Annotated in this window: 16 protein-coding genes; 8 read left to right on the forward strand and 8 right to left on the reverse strand. The window is 61.7% G+C overall.

Translation table 11 applies throughout. The features are described 5' to 3' along the window. Window positions 1-137 precede the first annotated feature (137 nt). From PP1Y_RS01655 to PP1Y_RS01665, 3 genes are all read left to right on the forward strand, one after another. The gene (locus PP1Y_RS01655) at window positions 138-2,465 is read left to right on the forward strand and encodes a TonB-dependent receptor (protein WP_013836371.1); all 2,328 of its coding nucleotides are present in this window, start codon (window positions 138-140) and stop codon (window positions 2,463-2,465) included. Window positions 2,466-2,560: 95 nt separating this feature from the next. Further along, a complete protein-coding gene (locus tag PP1Y_RS01660) occupies window positions 2,561-3,478 on the forward strand; it encodes an alpha/beta hydrolase (protein ID WP_013836372.1) in 918 nt (305 codons plus the stop codon). A gap of 2 nt (window positions 3,479-3,480) precedes the next feature. Continuing rightward, window positions 3,481-4,815 carry a glycoside hydrolase family 1 protein gene (locus PP1Y_RS01665; protein ID WP_013836373.1) on the forward strand — a complete coding sequence of 445 codons (1,335 nt, stop codon included), beginning with the start codon at window positions 3,481-3,483 and terminating at the stop codon, window positions 4,813-4,815. Between the two features lie 230 nt (window positions 4,816-5,045). On the opposite strand, the gene PP1Y_RS01670 is transcribed toward PP1Y_RS01665, so the two are convergent. Beyond that, the gene (locus PP1Y_RS01670) at window positions 5,046-6,827 is read right to left on the reverse strand and encodes an amidohydrolase family protein (protein WP_013836374.1); all 1,782 of its coding nucleotides are present in this window, start codon (window positions 6,825-6,827) and stop codon (window positions 5,046-5,048) included. A 297-nt stretch (window positions 6,828-7,124) separates the two neighbouring features. On the opposite strand from PP1Y_RS01670, the gene PP1Y_RS01675 reads away from it, so the two are divergent. Beyond that, on the forward strand, window positions 7,125-9,080 hold the full coding sequence (locus tag PP1Y_RS01675) for a glycoside hydrolase family 127 protein (protein ID WP_013836375.1): 1,956 nt from the start codon (window positions 7,125-7,127) through the stop codon (window positions 9,078-9,080). A 162-nt stretch (window positions 9,081-9,242) separates the two neighbouring features. On the opposite strand, the gene PP1Y_RS01680 is transcribed toward PP1Y_RS01675, so the two are convergent. Together PP1Y_RS01680 and PP1Y_RS01690 are read right to left on the reverse strand one after the other, a co-directional pair. Beyond that, window positions 9,243-11,246 carry a glycoside hydrolase family 3 protein gene (locus PP1Y_RS01680; protein WP_013836376.1) on the reverse strand — a complete coding sequence of 668 codons (2,004 nt, stop codon included), beginning with the start codon at window positions 11,244-11,246 and terminating at the stop codon, window positions 9,243-9,245. Between the two features lie 344 nt (window positions 11,247-11,590). After that, window positions 11,591-12,577 carry a GlxA family transcriptional regulator gene (locus PP1Y_RS01690; protein ID WP_013836377.1) on the reverse strand — a complete coding sequence of 329 codons (987 nt, stop codon included), beginning with the start codon at window positions 12,575-12,577 and terminating at the stop codon, window positions 11,591-11,593. Window positions 12,578-12,729: 152 nt separating this feature from the next. Here PP1Y_RS01690 and PP1Y_RS01695 point away from each other — a divergent pair, with 152 nt between their 5' ends. From PP1Y_RS01695 to PP1Y_RS01705, 3 genes are read left to right on the forward strand one after another with little or no spacing between them, the layout of a single operon-like run. Further along, entirely contained in the window at window positions 12,730-13,557 is an 828-nt protein-coding gene (locus PP1Y_RS01695) for an alpha/beta fold hydrolase (protein ID WP_013836378.1), read from the forward strand. A gap of 54 nt (window positions 13,558-13,611) precedes the next feature. Next, window positions 13,612-14,391: an SDR family oxidoreductase gene (locus tag PP1Y_RS01700; RefSeq protein WP_013836379.1), complete on the forward strand. Its 780-nt coding sequence runs from the start codon at window positions 13,612-13,614 to the stop codon at window positions 14,389-14,391. Between the two features lie 24 nt (window positions 14,392-14,415). Continuing rightward, window positions 14,416-15,198: an alpha/beta hydrolase gene (locus PP1Y_RS01705; protein WP_013836380.1), complete on the forward strand. Its 783-nt coding sequence runs from the start codon at window positions 14,416-14,418 to the stop codon at window positions 15,196-15,198. A 151-nt stretch (window positions 15,199-15,349) separates the two neighbouring features. On the opposite strand, the gene PP1Y_RS01710 is transcribed toward PP1Y_RS01705, so the two are convergent. The 3 genes from PP1Y_RS01710 to PP1Y_RS01720 form a co-directional block, all read right to left on the reverse strand. After that, complete coding sequence (locus PP1Y_RS01710; RefSeq protein WP_013836381.1) at window positions 15,350-16,147, reverse strand: exonuclease domain-containing protein; 798 nt, start codon at window positions 16,145-16,147, stop codon at window positions 15,350-15,352. Window positions 16,148-16,206: 59 nt separating this feature from the next. Further along, window positions 16,207-16,959 (reverse strand): peroxide stress protein YaaA, encoded by a 753-nt coding sequence (yaaA, locus tag PP1Y_RS01715; RefSeq protein WP_013836382.1) that lies wholly within the window; start codon window positions 16,957-16,959, stop codon window positions 16,207-16,209. 163 nt (window positions 16,960-17,122) lie between these two features. Next, complete coding sequence (locus tag PP1Y_RS01720) at window positions 17,123-18,412, reverse strand: O-acetylhomoserine aminocarboxypropyltransferase (protein ID WP_013836383.1); 1,290 nt, start codon at window positions 18,410-18,412, stop codon at window positions 17,123-17,125. A 423-nt stretch (window positions 18,413-18,835) separates the two neighbouring features. On the opposite strand from PP1Y_RS01720, the gene PP1Y_RS25665 reads away from it, so the two are divergent. Further along, the gene (locus PP1Y_RS25665) at window positions 18,836-18,985 is read left to right on the forward strand and encodes a lmo0937 family membrane protein (protein ID WP_148274784.1); all 150 of its coding nucleotides are present in this window, start codon (window positions 18,836-18,838) and stop codon (window positions 18,983-18,985) included. 71 nt (window positions 18,986-19,056) lie between these two features. On the opposite strand, the gene PP1Y_RS01725 is transcribed toward PP1Y_RS25665, so the two are convergent. Next, window positions 19,057-19,467 (reverse strand): DUF1801 domain-containing protein, encoded by a 411-nt coding sequence (locus PP1Y_RS01725; protein WP_013836384.1) that lies wholly within the window; start codon window positions 19,465-19,467, stop codon window positions 19,057-19,059. A 113-nt stretch (window positions 19,468-19,580) separates the two neighbouring features. Next, window positions 19,581-21,566, reverse strand: a complete 1,986-nt coding sequence (locus PP1Y_RS01730; protein WP_013836385.1) for a BCCT family transporter — start codon at window positions 21,564-21,566, stop codon at window positions 19,581-19,583. Between the last annotated feature and the right edge of the window lie 12 nt (window positions 21,567-21,578).

Genomic DNA, 21,578 nt, shown 5'->3' on the forward strand with positions numbered 1-21,578 from the left:
CGGAAGGGTCCCTGGGCACGACGCCGGATGCGCGGACCGGCAACAAATACACAAATCCGCGAGAATTTTTCTGGGAGGACAAACATATGAACATGAGAAGCAGGAATAGGCTTATACTGTCCGCATCGGTTGCCGCCATGGCACTGTTTGCATCGGCACCTGCCCTTGCACAGACTGCCGATGAGCAGGCCTCGGGAGAGGCTTCGACACCTGGCGAAATCATCGTCACTGCGCAGCGCCGAAGCGAAAATGTACTCAAGGTTCCCGTCAGCGTGACCGTCGTCGGTGCCGAGCAGTTGACCCAACGCGGCGCGAACGACCTTACCGCCGTCACCAAGCTTGCGCCGAGCCTTCAGGTCCAGCAGGACAACACCTTCTCGGTGCGCGGGGTCGGTACGGCCACATTCTCGAACACGGTTGAAGCCAGCGTCTCGCAGGTGATCGATGAAGTCGTCCTCGGCAATCGCGAATTCGCAGCAAACGCATTCTACGACATCGCGCGCGTTGAAGTGCTGAACGGGCCGCAAGGCCTGCTGTTCGGCAAGAATGCCTCGGCCGGCCTCGTCAACATCACCACCAACAAGCCGAAGCTTGGTGAGATGACGTTTAGCGCCGATGGGGAACTGGTCCAGCGCGCGCGCCCCGGCAATGACGGCACTGGCTTCCAGATCCGTTCCACTGCCAACGTGCCGGTGGGTGAGAACGCCGCCCTGCGCCTGAACTTCATTTACAGCGATCAGGACCCGATCACGGTTTCGCAGGTCAACCCGGCCGTCCGCAACGACCTGAGCCTGGAGAACCTGGGCGTGCGCGCCAAGTTCCTGTACGAGCCGAGCGACACCCTCTCGGTCTACGTGATCGGCGACTACAACCGTCAGCGCGGCATTACCGGCAGGTACGACATCACTTTCCGTGAGTTCGGCCCCGGCAGCCAGTATCCCGATCGCGGCCTGGTCGCCGGCCCCGAAAACTTCACTTTTGCGGCCGAGGCACCGAACTACCGCGACAGCGATACGGGCGGTCTCCAGGCGAATATCAACCTTGCGCTGGGCAATGGCATGGACCTGACCAGCATCACCGCGTGGAAGCAGGCCAAGACCGACTTCCAGTTCGACTCCGACCAGACGCCGTTCAACTTCTTCAGCTACAATTCTTCGAACCAGAAGTACGACCAGTTCTCACAGGAACTGCGCCTTGCCCTGCCTAGCGAAAGCGTCCTTTCCGGCCAGTTTGGGCTCTATTATTACCGGTCTGTCGGAAACACCGCCGGCTTCCGCGGCGGTAACAACGGCCTGCCCGATTTCGTCGCTGTGGGCTTTCCGTTCTGCGTCGGCGCGACCGTCACTGCAGGACCGCCACCCGCGTGCAACGTGAGCAATGCCTCGTTCCTCGGGCAGGACTACCAATACCGGCTGGTGAACAATAGCTACGCCGGTTTCGGCCAGTTGAGCTACCAGCTGACCGATGCGTTCAAGCTGACTGCCGGCGCTCGCCTGACCTACGAAAAGGCGCAGATCGACCTGAGCGAGAACTTCGGCCAGTACTTCGTAACGTTGGGCGTGCCGAGCAATGTCACCAAGCAGTCCACCGACGCGACGGACCTCAGCTACAGGGTCGGGTTCGACTGGCAGGCGACGCCGGACCTCATGGTCTATGGTTTCTACGGAGAAGGCTTCAAGGGGCCGGGCTTCTCGAACACGGCACCTGCCCCCAACGCGGATCTGGCCGTGCGCCCAGAGATCTCTCGCGGCGGCGAGCTGGGCATCAAGGGCAAGGCGCTGGATGGCGCGCTGACGTTCAGCCTCTCGGCCTTCTACACGAAGTTCTATGACTTGCAGGTCCAGGCCTTCGTGCAGTCACTGCGCACTTTCGTGCTCGGCAATGCCGCAACCGCAACGACCAAGGGCCTGGACTTCTCGTTCCAGGCGCGGCCTTTCGAGGGACTGACGCTCTCGGGTTCGGCAGCCTATGCCGATGCGACCTTCGACGATTACCCCGGCGCCCAGTGCTATCCGACACAGACGACCGACGGCTGCAAGGCCGACGTCAACTCGTCGCTGCCGGACTTCGTCGGCACGTTCAACGCCAAGGGCTACCAGCTGCCTCTGTCCTCGAAGTTCACCGCCACTCTCGGCGCTGAATATGCAGCGCCGATCTCGGACGCGCTCGAGGCGCAGTTCGGGCTCGGCTACTACCACCGCTCGCCGCAGTCGGCGGGGATCGGTGCGCCGTTCACGATCCCCACCTGGGACACGATCGACCTGCGCGCCGGCATCAAGGCCGAGAACTGGAACATCAGCCTGTTCTGCAAGAACTGCACGAACGAGATTCGCCCGATCTCGATCGGGTCTGACGGCGGCGATGCCAACCCCATCGGTACGGCGCCGCCAGTGCTGACGCTCAACCAGCGCTTCAGCTTCGATTCCGTGCGCACGATCGGTGTGCGTGCCGGTATCAACTTCTGATGCGACAAGGGCCGCCGCCCGATGGTGGCGGCCCTTATCACTCCGTATCCGGCCGGGCCCGGAGCGCGGCTGACCCTACGAGCAGGATGATAGTCATGGCCTTACCCGCACTTCGCAGCCCGTTTCTGACTCTCGGGTTGCTCCTGATTGCGGCCGGCTCGCCCGCCGCAGCGCAGACGGGCATTTCCACCGAAACGGTTGCTGCACCGGCGCAGCCGAACACCATCGTTCTGCAAACCGCGGAAAAGGTCGACCGCGAGATCTGGCATATGAGCGAAAGCGGCCGCTATGCCGTGCGCAACGTGACAAGGCCGACGTTGACTGCTTTCAGGCCCGTGGGCCAGCCTTCGCCTGCATCCGTGATCATTGCACCGGGGGGCGCCTTTCTTGGTCTCGAGATGGACAAGGAAGGTTGGGAAGTGGCGCGTTGGTTCGCCAATCGTGGCGTAACCGCCTTCGTCCTCAAATACCGCACGCTACCCACACCGCCCGACCAGAAAGTCTTCGTCGCGGAGCTGGACAAGCTGATCGCCGGGGAAAAGAGCACCTTGGCCCCACCGTCTGACACGCCCGCAAAGGCACTGGCCGATGGCCTTGCGGCGCTGCGTTATGTGCGCACTAACGCTGCGGAATACGGCATTGACCCGCAGCGCGTCGGCTTCATGGGCTTTTCTGCGGGAGGTTTCCTCTCGCGCAGCGTCGTTGAAAAGGGCGGTGAGGACCGGCCGGACTTCGTGGCGCCAATCTATCCCAATATGGCTGCGATGAATGTACCCGCCGATGCGCCACCCATGTTCGTGGCGATTGCTGCCGATGACTTCCTGCTTGCCCGTCAGGACGGTCTACCACTTCTGGAAAGCTATCGCGCCGCCGGAAAATCGATCGAGCTCCATCTCTATTCGAAAGGAGGTCACGGTTTCGGTGCCGGTCCGGTTGGATCGCCCGAGGAAGGATGGCTGGATCTGATGTATCGATGGATGCGCACCCAGGGAATGTTGAGCAAGGACAAGTGAATATGATCGATCGCCGCAATCTGATCGCGTCGGCCGCGGCGTTCGGCGCTTCTGCCGCCATGACCGGCAGCAGTGCCCTGGCCCGCACTGCCAAACCGAAGCCCATCGATCCGAAATTTCCGCAAGGTTTCCTCTGGGGCGCCGCCACAGCCGCGCATCAGGTCGAAGGCAACAATATCAATGCCGACCTCTGGCCGATCGAGAACGCGCCAGGAACGACCTTTGCGGATCGTTCGGGCGATGCGGCCAACAGCTTCGAGCTCTGGCGGGCAGATCTCGATCTGGTGAAGGGCATGGGCCTCAATTCCTATCGCTTCAGCCTCGAATGGGCACGGATCGAGCCCGATGAAGGGTACTTCTCCAACGCCATGCTCGATCACTACAAGGCAATGATCGATGGCTGCCGGGAACGGGGGCTCAACCCCGTCGTCACATTCAACCACTTCACCACGCCGCGCTGGTTTGCTGCCAAGGGGGGTTGGCACCACCCGGATTCCCCGGCGCTCTTCGCCCGTTTCTGCGACCGCGCCGCGCGCCATCTGTCGCAGGGCATGGCGCTTGCCACTACCCTCAACGAGCCCAACCTTGTAGGCGTGATCGGCGAGATCCTTCCGCCCCAGCTCGTGGCCGGCGACAAGGCGACGCAGGAAACCGTCGCGAAGCAACTGGGCGTGCCTCTCTATTCGCCTGGCGTTGCACTCTATGTGAAGGACCCGAAGACCTACCGCGCCAACATGATGGAAGCGCACAGGCTAGGCGTGGCTGCGATCAAGGCGATGCGCAGCGATCTCGACGTCGGGGTCAGCCTCGCGATCATCGACGATCAGGCGGCGGGCAAGCATTCGATGCGCGATGCGATCCGCGAGCGCTACTATGGCGAGTGGCTGCGCCTTGCGGCGCACACCTGCGATTTCATCGGCGTGCAGAACTATGAACGCAAGGTCTGGAACGACAAGGGCGCGCTTCCCCCACCCGCCGATGCCCCCCGTAATGCTGCGGGCGCAGAAGTCTGGCCAGGCTCGCTCGCCGGTGCGGTGCGCTATGCCTGGGAAGCGACCAAGCTACCGGTCTACGTTACCGAACATGGCGTCAACACCGACGACGATGCCTTGCGCCAGTGGCTGATCCCGGCGGCGTTGACCGAGCTCAAGCGCGCGATGGACGAGGGTGTTCCGGTCCGAGGCTATTTCCACTGGTCGCTGATCGACAACTTCGAATGGGGCTTCGGCTATCACCACCACTTCGGCCTGCACTCCTTCGACCACGAGACCTTCAAACGGACGGCCAAGCCGAGCGCAGCGGTGCTAGGCATGATCGCGCGGGCCAATAGCCTGTGATGACCAATGCAGGAAACAGACGGCACCAGCGCCCATGGTGAATCGAGCGCACAAGGAAACGAGAGCGATTTTGTGCGCGAGATGCTGGCACTTCCCGCTTGAGCATAAGGCAGAGCAGTCTTCGACTCTAAATGAAAGGCATGATCCGAGCCCTGGATCATAGGTCCCAGGCCTACCCCCGCGCACTGAATTACGCGCACGAGTGCGGCCCCAGGTGGGATGGAGGCCGATTACGCTTCGTGCGTAGCCGGCACGCTCGCGCGCGCCCGGTCGCGCTGCGACAGTGCGCCGTTTCCGGCCTTATGCCGAAGCAGGCGACCGGGCATCGCGCCGGTGGGCTCGTCATACTCACGGGTGATGGCACCATTTACCATCGTCATGCGATAACCGCTCACGGGTTGAAGCAGTCTGCTGGCGCCCTGCGGCAGATCGTCGACTATGGTGGGCTTGCCTAGCTCGAGCTTGTCGAAATCGATGACATTGATGTCTGCGCGCATCCCGGGCTCCAGCGTCCCACGGTCGGCGATGCCCATGGAACGCGCAGTATCGTGCGACATCATGCGCACCACCTGCTCCAGGGGAATGATCGGACCGCGCGATCGATCGCGGGCCCAGTGGGTCAGCATGAAGCTGTTCATGGAACCGTCGCAGATGGTCATCACATGAGCGCCTGCATCCGATGCACCGAGGACGGTGGCGGGATGCTCGATCATCGGCTTGAGTTTATCCAGACCGCCGCCGACGTAATTGTTGATTGCAAGCAGCAGGCGCGGATGCCGGCTGGTCTTCAGCATCATGTCGTATACGTATGACTGCGCAGTGGTGCCCGCAGCAGCGGCGAGGACGGTGACGTTTACACTGGCATCGGGTTCGTAGTTGGCCGTTTCCCCCAGATCGAAACAATTGTTCCAGTGCTGATTGAGGAACGCGCCGAAGGTACCTTCCGGGTCGGTCTCGCGCAGGATGCGCGCCTTGACCTGTGGGTCGGCAAGCGCTCCAAGCCACTTGTCGCGCGACAGGGTATCCTTCACCTCGCGAAAGCCCGGGCGCTCCATGAACGGGTGCGTGCCGAAGAAGCTGAGCAGCGCGCCGATACTGCGTCCGCTGACTTGCCCGAAAACGCGCGAGTGTCCGCCCGCGTTGATGCGGGCAGCCCAGTCGAGCTGTTCCTGCCAATAGTCCGGATCGAGGTTGGGTTGCAGCAACAACATGTGCAGGTCGACGCCGGTTTCCGCGACGATCCTGTCGAACATCGCCATCTCGGCTCGCAGGCCCTGTGGATCTTCACCGACTACGCCTGAGGGCGCGAACTCCATGACACCGCGATGCTGGGCGACGACACGGGCAATCGCCGTCAATTCCTCACGGTCTGCCTCGAAGTCGGGAGTCATGTCACCGTGTATGGTGCGGTGAACTGAAGTGCGCGAGCTGGATACCCCGAAGGCGCCGGCTTCCATTGCCTGGTCAACAAGTCCGGCCATGCGCGCGATCTCATCGGCATCGGCCTTGCGTCCGCAGCCAACCTTGTCGCCCAGCACGTATAGCCGTAGCGGCCCATGAGGCAGATAGCAGCCGATATCGAAACTGCGTGGCCTGGAGTCCAGAACGTCCAGATATTCGGGGAAGCTGGACCAATTCCACGCCAGTCCGGCGTGGAGGGCACCCCCGGGTATTTCCTCCACTCCGTCCATGAGATCGATCAGGCGCCCCTCATCTCCTCGCGCAACCGGTGCGAAGCCGACACCGCAATTGCCCAGGATCGCGGTTGTCACGCCCGAACTGAATGACGGGTCGAGCAGCATGTCCCATGTAGCCTGGCCGTCGTAATGCGTGTGGATGTCCACCCAACCAGGGGTGACGAGCAGGCCAGTAGCGTCAATGGTCCGCCGGGCGGGGTCGGACACCTCTCCCACTGCGACGATGCGACCATCGACAATGCCAATGTCCGCCTCAAAACGCGGCCGCCCCGTACCGTCGACGACTTCGCCGCCCTTGATGAGTACGTCGAGCATAATCACATCTCCCGATTTTTGGAGGATCGTATGGCCTCTTGCCAGCCTGTCGCCCTATGCAAAGGGATAGTGACGCAGCGTGCAAACATGGCAGTCGTGACCTGGAATTGCGCCGATTGCCGCACATAGACGCAAGCAATCCGCAGCGGCGCGTTACCCAAGCAGCACGGCCGCAAGGCCCAGGAAGTCCTTCAGGCACATCTGACCGCGAACCAGGTTGAGAGCGATGGTTGCCATTTGTCGGAGTATTTGCTCTACAAACAGGTGCGAAATCAAATATGGAAAGATGAGGCATTCATGCCCGCAACCGATTTTTCAGGGCATTCGCGCCGCGATCTGCTCGTCAGCACAGGTCTTGCGGGGGCGACTGCGGGCCTTGCCACGATCCTGCCTGCGACAGCTCTTGCGGCGCAGAAGGCGGGAACGCAGGTCAAGCCCGCGCGGTTGGAACCGTTCGACCTGTCGGATGTGACCCTGGAGGAAGGGCCTTTCCTCCACGCCCAGCGCCTGACCGAAGCCTATCTGCTTCGCCTCCAGCCCGACCGGTTGCTGCATAATTTCAGAGTCAATGCGGGGCTTGCGCCAAGGGCAGCGGTCTACGGCGGATGGGAATCGGACGAGATCTGGGCCGACATCAACTGTCATGGCCATACCCTGGGGCATTACCTGTCGGCCTGCGCGCTGGCCTTTCGCTCGACGAACGACAGGCGCTTCAAACAGCGTGTCGATTATATTGCGAATGAGTTGGCCGCATGCCAGAAAGCGACCGGCTCGGGGCTTGTCTGCGCATTCCCGGACGGCCCGGCGCTTCTGACAGCACACCTTCGTGGAGACAAGATCACCGGGGTCCCCTGGTACACGCTACACAAGGTCTACGCGGGCTTGCGCGACGGCGCGCTGCTTGCCGACAGCACGGTTTCCCGCGAGGTACTGATCCGACTGGCGGACTGGGGCGTGGTGGCCACACGGCCACTGACCGATGGGCAGTTCGAGACGATGCTGGCGACCGAACATGGCGGCATGAACGAAGTCTACGCCGATCTTTATGCCATGACCGGCAACGAGGACTACCGGGAACTGTCGCAGCGCTTCTCGCACAAGGCGGTCATGGACCCGCTGGTCCAGGGCCGTGACCTGCTCGACGGGATGCACGCCAATACACAAGTGCCCAAGATCGTCGGATTCCAGCGCGTCTACGAGATAACGGGCGACGACCGCTACGCGCAGGCGGCCAACTTCTTCTTCCGCACGGTAGCGCATACCCGCTCCTTCGCGACGGGCGGACATGGCGATAACGAGCATTTCTTCGCGATGGCCGATTTCGACAGGCACGTCTTCTCGGCCAAGGGCTCCGAAACGTGCTGCCAACATAACATGCTGAAGCTGGCGCGACTGTTGTTCATGCAGGATCCGAACGCCGATTACGCAGACTATTACGAACGCACGCTTTACAACGGCATCCTTGCCTCGCAGGATCCGGACAGCGGCATGGTCACCTATTTCCAGGGCGCGCGGCCAGGCTACATGAAGCTCTATCACACGCCAGAGCACAGCTTCTGGTGCTGCACCGGAACGGGCATGGAGAACCATGTCAAATACCGGGACTCGATCTATTTCCACGACGAACGCTCGCTCTACGTGAACCTGTTCGTACCGTCCTCCGTCGCCTGGAAGGAGAAGGGTGCGGAACTGATCCAGCGCACGGCCTTCCCCGAAAAACCGACGACCGGCCTGCAATGGAAATTGCGCGCGCCTGCCAAGATCGCCTTGCAGTTGCGGCACCCGCGCTGGAGCCGAACGGCGGTAGTACGGGTAAACGGGCAGGAGGTCGCGCGGTCGGCAACCGCCGGCAGCTATGTCGAGGTCGCGCGGACCTGGAAAGATGGCGACCGGGTCGAGCTGCAGCTGGAAATGGAGCCCACAGTGGAAAGCGCGCCGGCCGCGCCGGACATTGTCGCCTTTACATACGGCCCGATCGTGCTCGCGGGCGCACTGGGGCGCGAAGGATTGGCGCCGGACGCTGACATCATCGTCAACGAGCGCAAGATCGGCGAATACAACAAGAGCGATGTGGCCGTCCCCACCATTGCAGGCGATCCCCGCCTGGTGGCGCAGCGGCTGAGACCAGGAGCCGCGCCTCTCGAGTTCGCAATTGCGGCAGAGGATGGTTCGCCGATCCGGCTGATTCCCTATCACCGCATCGCGCACGAGCGTTATGCCACCTATTGGCGCGTGAAGCCTGCAGAGGCTTAGACTCCATGTTCGCCTGAGCTGAGCCGCGCCTCCTGGGACCTTCTGCATTCAAGAGGGGCACCAGCACTGGCTGATGCCCCCATCAGGAATGGAAGACAGGCCGCATGCGCGCGAGCATGCCTGCCAACGGCTCCTCGCGTCAATTCAGGCGCTGCATCATGGTCAGTTGGTCTTGCGATAGTGAAGGGGATAGAGAGGCCCTTCGCTGTCGGCAGGCGTGCCGGGTCGCTGTGCCATGACCGCATCCATTGAGGAGGGAAGCTCGAACGGCAACGTGCCTTGCGCCTTGGTACGCCCGGCAAGAACGTCAAAAAGCGCGTCATCGCGAGCGCCGAAATCAGCGAGAAGCAGATTGGCCCTGCGCTTGAGCGGCGTCACGATGGCCGGCCGGTCCAGATAGATCGAAACGGCCAGCGGCAAACCTGGCGGAAGCGCCTCGATCGCGGCAATGTCCGGATCGCCCGGCGCGAAGGCAAGACTGCCTTCATGCTGCATCGAACCGAAGAAATAACCGGGATGAAGCATTTCGTGCGGTGCTGCCGTGCGCACCACCGCAAAGTCGGCCTTTGCCGGATCCGAGACCACCTCGTACCCGGCAGCCTTGGCAGCGGCCGGATCGACATTGCGCAGCCAGACGCGTCCGGAAGTTCTGCCCGCAATGCGACCGTCATCCTCCAGTCGCACCATCGCACGGCCCTGGGCGATGCGCGCAAGCTGCTTGTCATGCGGCGTTCCGGCGATCCTTTCGGCCTCTGCCGGATCTACGAAGGGGGCCTCGAACAGGCCCAGACGAAAGCTCTGGCGCAGAATGCGGCCCACGGCAGCGTCGACCTGAGACGGCGTGACAAGGCCGCTGCGAATGGCTTCGAGTAGCGGCCCGGTATCCATTACGCCGCCGAACTGGTCGACCCCTACAGAGATCGCCCGCGCGAAGCGCTCGGGGCGGCTCAGGTCCTCTACGCCCCAGGCCATCGATATGCCTTCGAAGGTGGGGCGCTCACCCTTGGGAAATCCGTTACGGCAGATCTCGCCGCAGTCCGCAGTCACGCCCCAGTCGGTCAACACGACGCCGTCGAACCCGTAGCGGGTGCGCAGCAGATCATGGACCAGCACCTTGCTGTAAGCGGCACCGACCGGCTCTACCGCCTGCCCGTCTACCGTCAGTCCTTGCGCAATCGTATAGGCAGGCATCACCGCAGAGGGGTGCACCGCAAATGCCGCCTCGAACGGCTTGAGATGCTCTTTGAGTTCGGCTTCATCGACCGAAGCGAAACGCCCATAGCGGTTATGCGCATCCCAACCGTCCCTGGCTGCCGCATAGCCGACGAAGTGCTTTGCAACGGTTGCGACGCCATCCCGGGTGAGACCGTCCGCGCTGCCTTGCAGGCCCTCCACCAGCACTGCCGCAAGCGGCGCCGCACTGGCCGGGCTCTCGCCAAGCGATCCGCTGATCCGCGCCCAGCGCGGCTCCGTTGCCAAATCAAGCTGCGGCCCCAGGAGCATTGAAATGCCCGTCGCGCGCAGATCCCGGCGAACGGTCGACGCAAACTGACTGGCAAGGGTCATATCGCCCAGACCGGCGAAGCCGGTCGTATCGGGCCATTCGCTGAAGCCGCCGCTTTGCACACCTGCGCCGATGGTGCTGGCAATATGATGGCGCGGATCGGTGGCGATGACGGCAGGAACACCGAGCCTGCCCTGTTCGGCCTCTTCCTGTATCGCGTTATTCGCCTGGGCGAACTGCGCCAGCGGCAGGACCAGCATCGAGTTGAGATGGGTAATACCCTGGGCGCGAACCATGTTCGTTACCATGCCCATGTCGTAACCGCTGGCCGGCTGCCCGAACGGTGCGTTCGAGAAAGCATTGGCGACTACCATCTGCCCGGCCTTCTCCTCGACGGTCATGCGTGACAAAAGATCGGCAGCACGCTCATCAGGCGAAAGACGCCAGTCTTCGTAAGCCGTGAGCACCCCGTTCCGGTCGAGATCGCGGAATTGCAGACCGTCCACCTCGATGACCGGAATGGACCGCGAGTCGATCCGGGGCTGCGCGATCCGTTGCGCGCCAACAACTGGATGCTCGGCCACTGCAGCACAAGCTGCAAGGCTCAGTGCGACGCTGCATGAAATCGCCAAACTGGTAACGAAACGACGCAAGACTTTCATCTCCCGATCTTTCGGGAGAGTGGATCTCCCAACGTATTGCAATGCGACCCACGCGGCGAGCTGGCCGCGCGAGATGGAACAGGAACCCATACTGGCCATCTGCCATTTTCCAAACGCTTAGTTGTGATGGGTTCGGATCGGAAAAAGTTATAGTTGGGCAGCCAAGCCGGATGGCGGAACCCTCGCGGGACCGGCCTGCGCGCGGGCGAGAACGAGGCGAAGGCCCCCTCCGCCCTCCTGGTCGATCTTCGAGCAGGCGATGGCGAACCGGTCACCGCCATCCGCGAACGCGGTCAGGCGTATGTCATCGATCCTCGCTGCAAGTCTGCGATTTCCGGACATCCCTAGGCCATGATCCTGAGCTCTGCCCCGCTGGAGAAGCGCGTGCGATATTCACCGGGCGTAAGTCCCTGGATACGGCTGAAGATGCGGCGGAACGCGGCGGGGTCCTCATAGCCTACCGACCAGGCGATCTGGTCGACTGTCCTGCGGGTGAACTCGAGCAGTTCGCGCGCCTTTCCCACGCGCAGGTGCTGGACATATTCTATCGGCTTGAGGCCGGTCGCGGACTTGAAGCGGCGCTGGAACGTACGCTCCTCAAGCTGGGCTTGGGCTGCCATGTCCGCCAGCGTCAGATGACGCACCGCCCGCGCTTGCAGCCAATGCTGGACCTTGAGGATCGTTTCGTCTCCGTGCGTCAGGCGGGGTGAGAAGCTGCTGAAGTGCCGCTGCTCGCGGCCAGCCGGGTCGATCAGCCAGAACTTGCCCGTCTCCACCATGATTGTGGGGCCGAGTACGCGGTCGATAAGGCGCAGCCCGAGGTCGGTCCAGGCCATGAGACCGGCTGCGGTGATGATGTCGCCGTCCTCGATCACGATCTTGTCGGCATCGACCAGGATTTCGGGGAAGCGGTCCCGTAACTGGTCGGCGAACAGCCAGTGTGTCGTAGCCCGCCGCCCCGATAGCAGACCGGTCGCTGCCAGCAGGAAGGCGCCGCCGCAATTCGAAGCCAGCGTGGTGCCCTGCGCATGGCGGTCGAGCAGCCAGCGCGCATAGGGCGCAGACTCGTCCGCATCGGGCGGTCCGGTCAGGCGACCGGGAACGACCAGGATCGCAGGCTTCCCCGGCAGAGCCTCATGCGTGTCGAAGGTGCGCGAAAAGGTTCCATCGCGTGCTTTCGACCAGTGGCTGATCCGGATGATCGGCCCTCCGCGATCAGCGGAGAACGTCGAAGCCACGCCGAGCAGATCGGTCATCCCATGGACCATCGCGGCCTGGCAATGCTCATAGAGTACGAGGCCGATTTCAGCTGCCACAGCATGAGCCACCATACGCCTTGCCCCTCGTCAGCTTCCACATGTCGGTTTCGGCCCCCTTTATGTCGCAACTGCCGATCCCGGGGGACAAGCGGTCAATCTATCTCCGAAGTCACGGCACGCAAAGAGCCGCGACACGAAACAACGCAAAGGCACGGAGCAGCACGATGACCACTATCACCACCGGGGACGGAACCCGGATTTTCTTCAAGGACTGGGGCGACAAGAACGCTCAGCCGATCGTCTTTTCCCACGGCTGGCCACTGTCGGCCGACGCCTGGGACGCACAGATGGTCTTTTTCGCCCGAGAAGGTTTCCGCACCATCGCTCACGATCGGCGCAGCCATGGCCGTTCAGACCAGGTCTGGGACGGAAACACGATGGACCAGTACGCTGACGACCTTGCGGAATTGATCGAGACGCTGGACCTGCACGACGTCATCCTCGTCGGTCATTCGACCGGTGGCGGCGAAGTCACCCGTTACATCGGCCGCCACGGAACGGGACGCGTGGCGAAAATCGCTCTGATCGGAGCGGTCCCGCCACTTATGCTGAAGACCGAGGCCAACCCTGGCGGGCTTCCCATCGCGGCCTTCGATGCAATCCGCGAGGGCACTTACGCAAATCGCAGCCAGTTCTTCCTGGACCTTACGGCGCCATTTTATGGTTTCAACCGCGAAGGCAAGACGATCAACGAGGGACTGCGTCAGGAGTTCTGGCGCGAAGGCATGATGGGCGGGCTCAAGGGGCAGCTCGATTCGATCCGGGCTTTCTCCGCGAGCGACTTCCACGAAGACCTGGCCAGGTTCGACCGCCCAACCTTGGTAATCCATGGTGACGACGACCAGATCGTCCCGATCGGCGCATCCGCGCTCGAGACGATCAAGATCGTCAAGGACGCCGTTCTCAAGCTCTACGAGGGCGCAGATCACGGTCTCGCCCAGACTCATCAGGACCGGTTCAACGCCGATCTCCTTGCCTTCATCCGCAACTGACGGGGCGCGGCGGCGAGCGGCCACCACGCTATCCCAACACGAAGGATCACGAACATGAACAAGGGTACTTATCTCATCACCGGAGCCTCCGACGGCATTGGCGCTGTTTATGCCGATCGCCTTGCACGGCGCGGACACGACCTCGTACTTGTCGCACGCCGCGGTGACAGGCTTGCCGACCTCGCCTCTCGCTTGAGTGCGAAGACCGGAGTCCAGGTCGAAATCATCGCCGCCGATCTGGCAGATCCCGATGGCCTAGCAACGGTGGAGGCGCGACTGCGCGATGACGAGACCATCATCGGGCTGGTCAACAATGCGGGAATTGCAGGCGAAACGACGCTGGTCGATGCCGATCCGGCTCATCTGACTTCGCTGGTGAACCTCAATGTCCTTGCCGTAACCCGGCTGACTGCGGCCATCGCACCGCGCCTATCAAGCGGGAAGTCGGGGACCATCATCAACATCACCTCCGTGACAGCGCTGATGCCCGACGGCTTTACGGCAGCCTATCCCGCCAGCAAGGCCTATGTGCTCGCCTTTACAGAGGCAGTTGCGGCAGAATTGACCCCAAAGGGCGTCCGGGTCCAGGCGGTGCTGCCCGGAATCACCCGCACGGCCATCTGGAGCGACGAGCAGATGGCGCATGTCGATCCCGAAATGGTGATGGACGTCGATGACATGGTCGATGCCGCTCTTGCCGGTCTCGACCTCGGCGAACGGATCACGATCCCGGCGTTACCCGACAATTCCGGCCTCGAGGCTTTCCTCACTGCGCGGGGTGCACTGCGCCCGGGTCTTTCCCTGCGCGAGCCTGCCCCCCGCTACCGGCTCTGAACACCCCCAACAGGAGACATTGCCATGGGTACCTCCAAGCCGACCGGAACGATCGTACTCATCCACGGCGCCTGGCTGAATTCGCACAGCTGGGAAAGGGTGAAGACCCGTTACGAAGCCAAGGGCTTTACCGTCATTGCACCCGACTGGCCATTGGACGACCGCTCCCCGGAAGAACTTCGCGCGGCGCCATCCCCCGGGCTCGCCGAGCTAGGCCAGCGCCAGATCGTTGACCACTACGAGCGCATCATCAAGACTTTACCGGAGGCACCGATCCTGATCGGCCACTCGCTGGGCGGGGTCTTCGTGCAACATCTGCTCGATCGCGGCCTTGGCTCTGCGGGCGTGGCCATCGACCCTGCGCCCACCCCGGGGGTGCCGATCCACCTGCGCGCACTCGTCTCGGCTCTTCCGGTTTTCCTCGATCCGTTCAGTCGTTCGAAGGTCAAGACGATGTCCCGCCGGTTCTTTCGCAATCGGTTCGCGCAGACCGTAACTGCCGACAATGCAGACGCACTCTACGATCGCTACATCGTGCCGACCCCGGGGCGCGTCTACTGGGACGGTATCGTCAATCCGATGAGGATCGACTGGACCAACCCGGCAAGGCCCCCGTTGCTACTGATCAGCGGCGGCAAGGATCTCATCGCCGACGCCTCGATGACCCGGGCGATCTATCGCGAGCAACGCCGTGCACCGTCGCGAACGGAGTATGTGGAATTTCCCTTTCGGTCGCACTGGACGCTGCTCGACGAAGGATGGGAAGAGGTCGCCGATGCGGCGCTTGCCTGGGCGACGACAGCTTGATGCGCTGCCTGCAACCGCTCCATTGTCAGATACTTAGCGAAGCGTCATCAAGCGTGATTGCGACTGATTTGTCCGGTTCATTTTCATAGTCATGCGTACACCGGCAGACCAATGGGCATGTTGCGCGTCGCTCGATGAGAGCAGGTCTCCCTCAAAGCCTCGCACGCAGGTCGGCTTCGGTGACGATCTCGATGCCAGCGCCAGCGTCGCGCAGCTTTTCGGCTTTGCGATGCTCAGCTTGCGCCGCTTCCCAGCGACCGAAAGGCTGGTGCGTACTGATGACAAGCATCGTGGTGGTCGTTCCGACGCTGGAGACCACACGCGCACCATGGGCCGCCAGGAACTGTGCCAGAGCTTCGTCTCGCCGTTCTCCCAGGATCGCGATGCGATGACCTTTCAGCGGGCCGGTTTCAGCGGCGCGCGGCGCCTTTCCCGGCTTTGCGGGCTTGGCCAGCCAACCTGACAGGTCGATGCCGGTTTCCGCGATGGCCCTGACGATCACAGCGCCGGCCGCCCGCGCATCGCTGAGAGCATCGTGATGGCGGTGGCGGATTTTCAAATAGTCGGCGAGCGTATTCAGACGGTGATTGGGAAGCTGCGGCCACGCCTTCTTGGCCACGCGAACACTATCCAGCCACGTCGTCTCGATGAAAGGCAGATTGCCGATCCGGCAGGCAGCAGACAAGGCGCCCTTGTCAAACCCCGAATGGGCAACCGTCACACGGCCGGTCAGGTGCGCCGCGACGATCCCATGGATTGCACTGAAGGTCGGTTTCCCCGCCACATGTTCCGGTGAAATGCCATGAATGCCGACATTGAACGGAGAGAATTCATCTTTTGGATCGATCAGCGTTTCGTAAGCAAACACCTCGTTCCCGTCCCGAAAACCGACGATGCCGATCTGGCAGACACTGCTGACCCGCGCGCACGCTGTCTCGACGTCGACCACGACGAAGTCCGGCCTTTCGCCAGCGGAGCCAACCGGGACCGTATCCTGGCCGAAACCGTTCACGCGCGAGTAAACCGCCAGTTGTCTGCGCCGCTCGCCTCGGCATCAAAGCGGTAACCGTCGCTATCGAATCCGCGCATGTCATCGATGTTGGTGACGTGATGCTCGCACATCCAGCGTGCCATCATGCCCCGCGCGCGCTTGGCGCTGAAGCTGACGAAGCGGGGGCCATCCGGTCCCGGTTCACGGAAATCGACATCGATGACCCGAAGCCCCTTGAGCTTGCCCTTCACTGCCGCAAAGTATTCCTGGCTCGCAAGATTGAGCACCTCGCCGGATCCTTCCCGATTCACTTGCTCACAAAGCAGTTCGGCGATGCGATCGCCCCACCAGTCGGTCAGGCTCTTTCGACGCGGAGCCCAGCGTGTCCCCATTTCCAGGCGATAGGGCCGGATCGCATCCAGCGGCCGAAGGAGGCCATAGAGACCGGAGAGCATGCGCACGTGGTCCTGCGCAAAGATAACACCTGCTTCGTCAAGCGTGTGCGCTTCGAAGCCCGTGTAGACATCTCCGGCAAAGGCAAAGAGCGCCGGTCGCTCGGGCAGCGTTTCGAAGTTGTTGAAGCGATCCGCGTTCAGCTTGGCGAGGCGCGGCGAGATATGCATCAACTCGCTCAATCGCTTTTGCGACAGGTTGGCGGCTGACTTGGCGAGGCTGCCGGCTTCCTCGAGAAAATGCGGTTTCGTGGCACTCAATGGCGGCAGCGCACGCTCGAAATCGAGAGTTTTGGCGGGGGAGAGCAAGGCAATCATGCTGCGGTCCGTAACGCCTGCTTGGCGCCGCGTCAAAACGATGGTTCTCGACAGGTTTCCAGCCGCTCAAGGTTCAAGCCGGGGCAGTCAAAGGAATTACCGCCTCTGGCTGACGGTGCGCTCGGCACCGCTCCGTCAGCCAGTCGTCTTCGCAGCGTCGAAATCAGATACGGTTCAGCCCCATTTCGAGGTCTGCAATGATATCGTCGATATGCTCTATGCCGATCGATATGCGCACGACGTCCGGTCCCGCTCCTGCAGCTATGAGTTCGTCACCTTCAAGCTGGCTGTGTGTCGTCGAGGCCGGGTGGATGATGAGCGAGCGCGTATCGCCGATATTGGCGAGATGGCTGAAGAGCTTGACGCTGGAAACCAGTTTTACACCCGCCTCGAAGCCGCCTTTCAGCCCGAAGGTAAAGACCGCCCCTCCCCTGCCGCCGAGGTACTTGTCGGCAAGGGACTTGTAGCGATTGCCCTCCAGCGCTGCATAGGAAACCCATTCGACCTTTTCGTGCTGATCGAGCCATTTCGCGACCGCCAGGGCGTTATCACAGTGTCGCTCCATGCGCAGCGCCAGCGTCTCCATGCCGGTGAGCGCAAGCCACGCGTTCTGCGGCGCCAAGGCAGGCCCCAAGTCGCGTAATCCAAGAACCCGGCAGGCGATTATGAAGGCAATCGGGCCGACCGGCGCCAGTGCATCGACGAGGATCGCCCCGTGATATGAGCCGTTCGGCTGCGTCAGGCTGGGAAACTTGTGCGCCTGCGCTTTCCAGTCGAACCGGCCGGAGTCGACGATCACGCCGCCCACGGAATTGCCATGGCCGTTGAGGAACTTGGTCGTCGAGTGGGTAACAATGTCCGCCCCATGTTCGAATGGACGGCACAGGATCGGACTGGCCATCGTATTGTCGACGATCAGGGGAACGCCGCCTTCATGGGCGATGTCTGCTATGGCCGCGATGTCGGTGACTACGCCGCCGGGATTGGCAAGGCTCTCGATGAAGACGCAGCGTGTCTTTTCGTCGATCGCTGCACGGACATTCTCGGGATCGTCGACATCGACGAAGCGGGTTTCCCAGCCGAACTTGCGAAATGCCTCGCCCATCTGGTTGAGCGAACCACCATAAAGCTTACGCGCGGCGACGATATTGCACCCCGGCTCCATCAAGGTGTGAAAGGCCACCAACTGCGCCGCGTGGCCGCTTGCCACGCCGAGCGCGCCGACACCACCCTCGAGTGCCGCGATCTTCTTCTCCAGCGCGTCGTTCGTGGGATTCATGATCCTCGAATAGATGTTGCCGAACTGCTTCAGCGCGAACAGATCCGCGGCATGCTCGGCACTGTCGAACACATAGCTTGCCGTCTGATAGATGGGCGTGATGCGAGCATTGGTCGTAGGGTCGGGTTCGCACCCGGCATGCACGGTCATCGTTTCGAGCTTCAGGTCGGCCATCGTGTATCCAATCCGGTGTGTCATCGAGAAAGGCAGTAGCAGTTATCACGCCGCACTGACCACATCCATCTTTGGCATGCGTGGATGGGAGCTGGACAGATTCGAACCGAGGTTTCCAGAAAATCTGATCCGAGATCGTTAGCCTGAAGCCCGGCCCTTCAATAGTACTTGAGTGTCCCCCTCGAGTTGGCAGCACTGAGCATGCTCACCGATCCCGTTCGATTTTCGGCCGTGATCCGATCTCATCAAAAGCGGCTCTAACAGTGCAACGCGGCACGGTTGGCGCGGCTGCTCAGGCGGTTAGAAATCCGCTTGGCCCGTTGCCGCCGCCTCAGCGGCGCCAACGAGAGCCGGCTCGTCTTCGGGAACTTTAATTGAGTTCGCAGCTTATTCGTGAATAATCATAATTAGCGGAGAAGTGTGATGATCTGGACTATTGCTGTAATTCTCTTTGTCCTTTGGCTTCTGGGCTTCCTCGCATTCCATGTCGGTGGTGGGCTTATTCACATTCTGTTGGTCTTGGCCTTGATCGTTGTGGTCTATCAGCTTGTGACCGGACGGCGAGGGATCTAGTCGGCTCAATCCGACTTGCGGAATCCGTATCTCGTAGGTTCAGCGTGTGACCTCCGCAAGCCCAGGCGAACCTAGGCCCGCTTGGGCTTTTGCGTGGCAGCATTCAGCGCCACCGCTTCCCTGACCAGCGCCTTGAATGCCGAGCCGTCGACCACCGCTCCTTCGTGCAGGTCGATGGCCCGGCGCGTTGCGCCGTTGAATCCGGCATTGAACAATCCGGCGGGATCCTCAAGCGCCGCGCCCCGCGCGAAGGTCAGCTTGACGTAACTCTTGTAGACTTCGCCCGTGCAAATCAGCCCTGAATGTTCCCAGGTCGGCACACCCGAAGGGTTCGTTGGCTTGATCCACTTTACGGCTTCGACCACCTCGGGATCGGCCTCATGGATCAGTTTACGAACCCGTGCCAACATGTCGCCTCGCCAGTCACCGAGGCTCTCGAGTTTCGCGTCGATCATCGCCGATGACGAATTCCGGTCGCTCATGCACTCTCCTCCGTTGTCTTCCAGAACTGCTATGGTCTGGCCCGGGCGGTGGGCCGCGGCAAGATAGCCCGGCAGGGCGCATGACCCCGCCCCTGCACTACGATCCTTCGTTTTTAAGCGATGCGCCGAGCATGGCGGAAACGCGCATAGCGATTCAACAGATCGTTGATCAGCTGATCCTGCGTGAAGCCCGTTACGTCATGCGGTTGGTCCCCTTCCGATGTGTGTGCCATCGCCCGGTAGTGTCGCGGTTCCTTTTCATGAGCCTTGCGGGTTTCCGCCCAGACGAAACTCGGCAACAGGAAGGGACGATTGCGGATGGTATAACGAAAGGCGCCGCGTTCTCCGTGCGGAACCGTCAGTACCAGTTGTTCAGGGCTTTCGGCCACGTCGGGCACAAACCCGTTCTCCTGCATCTGCTCGGCGACGGCATTTAACGCGGGCCGGGCGGTCTCGCTCAGGAAGCGCCGGATATCCTCCGGAGGATAGTGGTGCATGATGGATGACAGGCGCTGCTGCCAACCAAGTTCCGCACGGGGCGCATTGGGTTCGGCCAGACTTAGATCGATGGATGTGCCCATCTGCTCCATCTGGAGCGCCCGAAAAAGCCCATAGCAGATGAATATCATGACCACCGCGAACGGCAGTGCGCTGGCGATTGCGGCGGTCTGGAGCGCCTGCAATCCGCCGGCAACCAGTAGAACGGCTGCGACACCTCCTGCACAAACCGCCCAGAATATCCGCTGCCAAACCGGAGGATTTTCTGCTGCGCCCGAGGTGATCATGTCGATCACCAGCGCGCCCGAATCCGCGGAAGTAACGAAAAAGGTGATTACCAACAGGGTCGCGAGAAAGGAGGTTATCGTGGATAGCGGCATCTGCGCGAGCGTCTCGAACAACGCCACCGGCAGGTTGTCGTTCACCGTTCGGGCGATCGGCGCCAGCCCGCCCATATCGAGCGCAATGGCGGTGTTGCCGAAAACGGTCATCCAGAGGAAGGTGAACAGCACGGGCACCAGCAAAACGCCGGTGGTAAATTCGCGAATCGTGCGACCGCGCGAAATCCGCGCAATGAACATTCCGACGAATGGCGACCATGCGATCCACCAACCCCAGTAGAACAGCGTCCAGTCGCCCAGCCAGGGGTTCGGCTCATAAGCGTACATTCGGAATGTCCGCTGAACGACCGCACCGAGATAGGCGCCGAGGTTCTGGACGAAGGCCTGGAGAAGAAACACGGTCGATCCGGCGACAAGCACGAATCCGAGCAACAGCACCGCCAACACGATGTTGAGTTCGGACAAGCGCTTCACTCCCTTGTCCAATCCAAGCACGACCGACATCGTCGCTAGACCGGTAATCACCGCGATCAGCAGCAGCTGCACCGTCGTTGAAACCTGCAGTCCGAAAAGATAGCTGAAGCCGGCGTTCACCTGCAGGACGCCGAGGCCAAGTGATGTCGCCACGCCGAACATGGTGCCGAGCACGGCGAAAATGTCGATCGCATGCCCGATCGGTCCATAAATTCGGTTTCCAATGAGTGGGTAGAGTGCCGAACGGATGGTCAGCGGCAAGCCACGGCGGAAGGAGAAATACGCCAGCGCCAAGCCAACGACGATGTAGATCGCCCAAGCGTGCAGCCCCCAGTGGAAGAATGTCAGCACCAATGCCTGCTTCGCGGATTCGACGGTGCCCCCTTCGCCGATCGGCGGGTTGGCATAATGCTGAATCGGTTCGGCGACCCCGAAGAAGATCAATCCGATACCCATGCCCGCGCTGAATAGCATCGCGAACCACGACAGGTAGCTGTACTCCGGCTCGCTCTCGTCCGGGCCAAGCTTTACGTCGCCATGCCGGCTGACCATGAGGAAAATGACGAATATCAGAAAGCCGGCGACAGAGGCGATGTAGAACCATCCGAAGTCTTCGACGATGAAAGCCTGCACCGAGCCGAATACCTTGCCCGCCGCTTCGGGAAACAGTGCGCCGACGAGCGCAAACGCCAGGATAAGCACGGCGGAAATGTAGAAAACAGGTGCGTTGACTTCCAACCTTAGCTTCTTCGGCGGGGTTGCCGTCTCGAAGACCGGATCAGACAAGATGTTTTCCCC

It is taken from the genome of Novosphingobium sp. PP1Y (assembly GCF_000253255.1).
In the GTDB taxonomy this organism is placed as follows: Bacteria; Pseudomonadota; Alphaproteobacteria; order Sphingomonadales; family Sphingomonadaceae; genus Novosphingobium.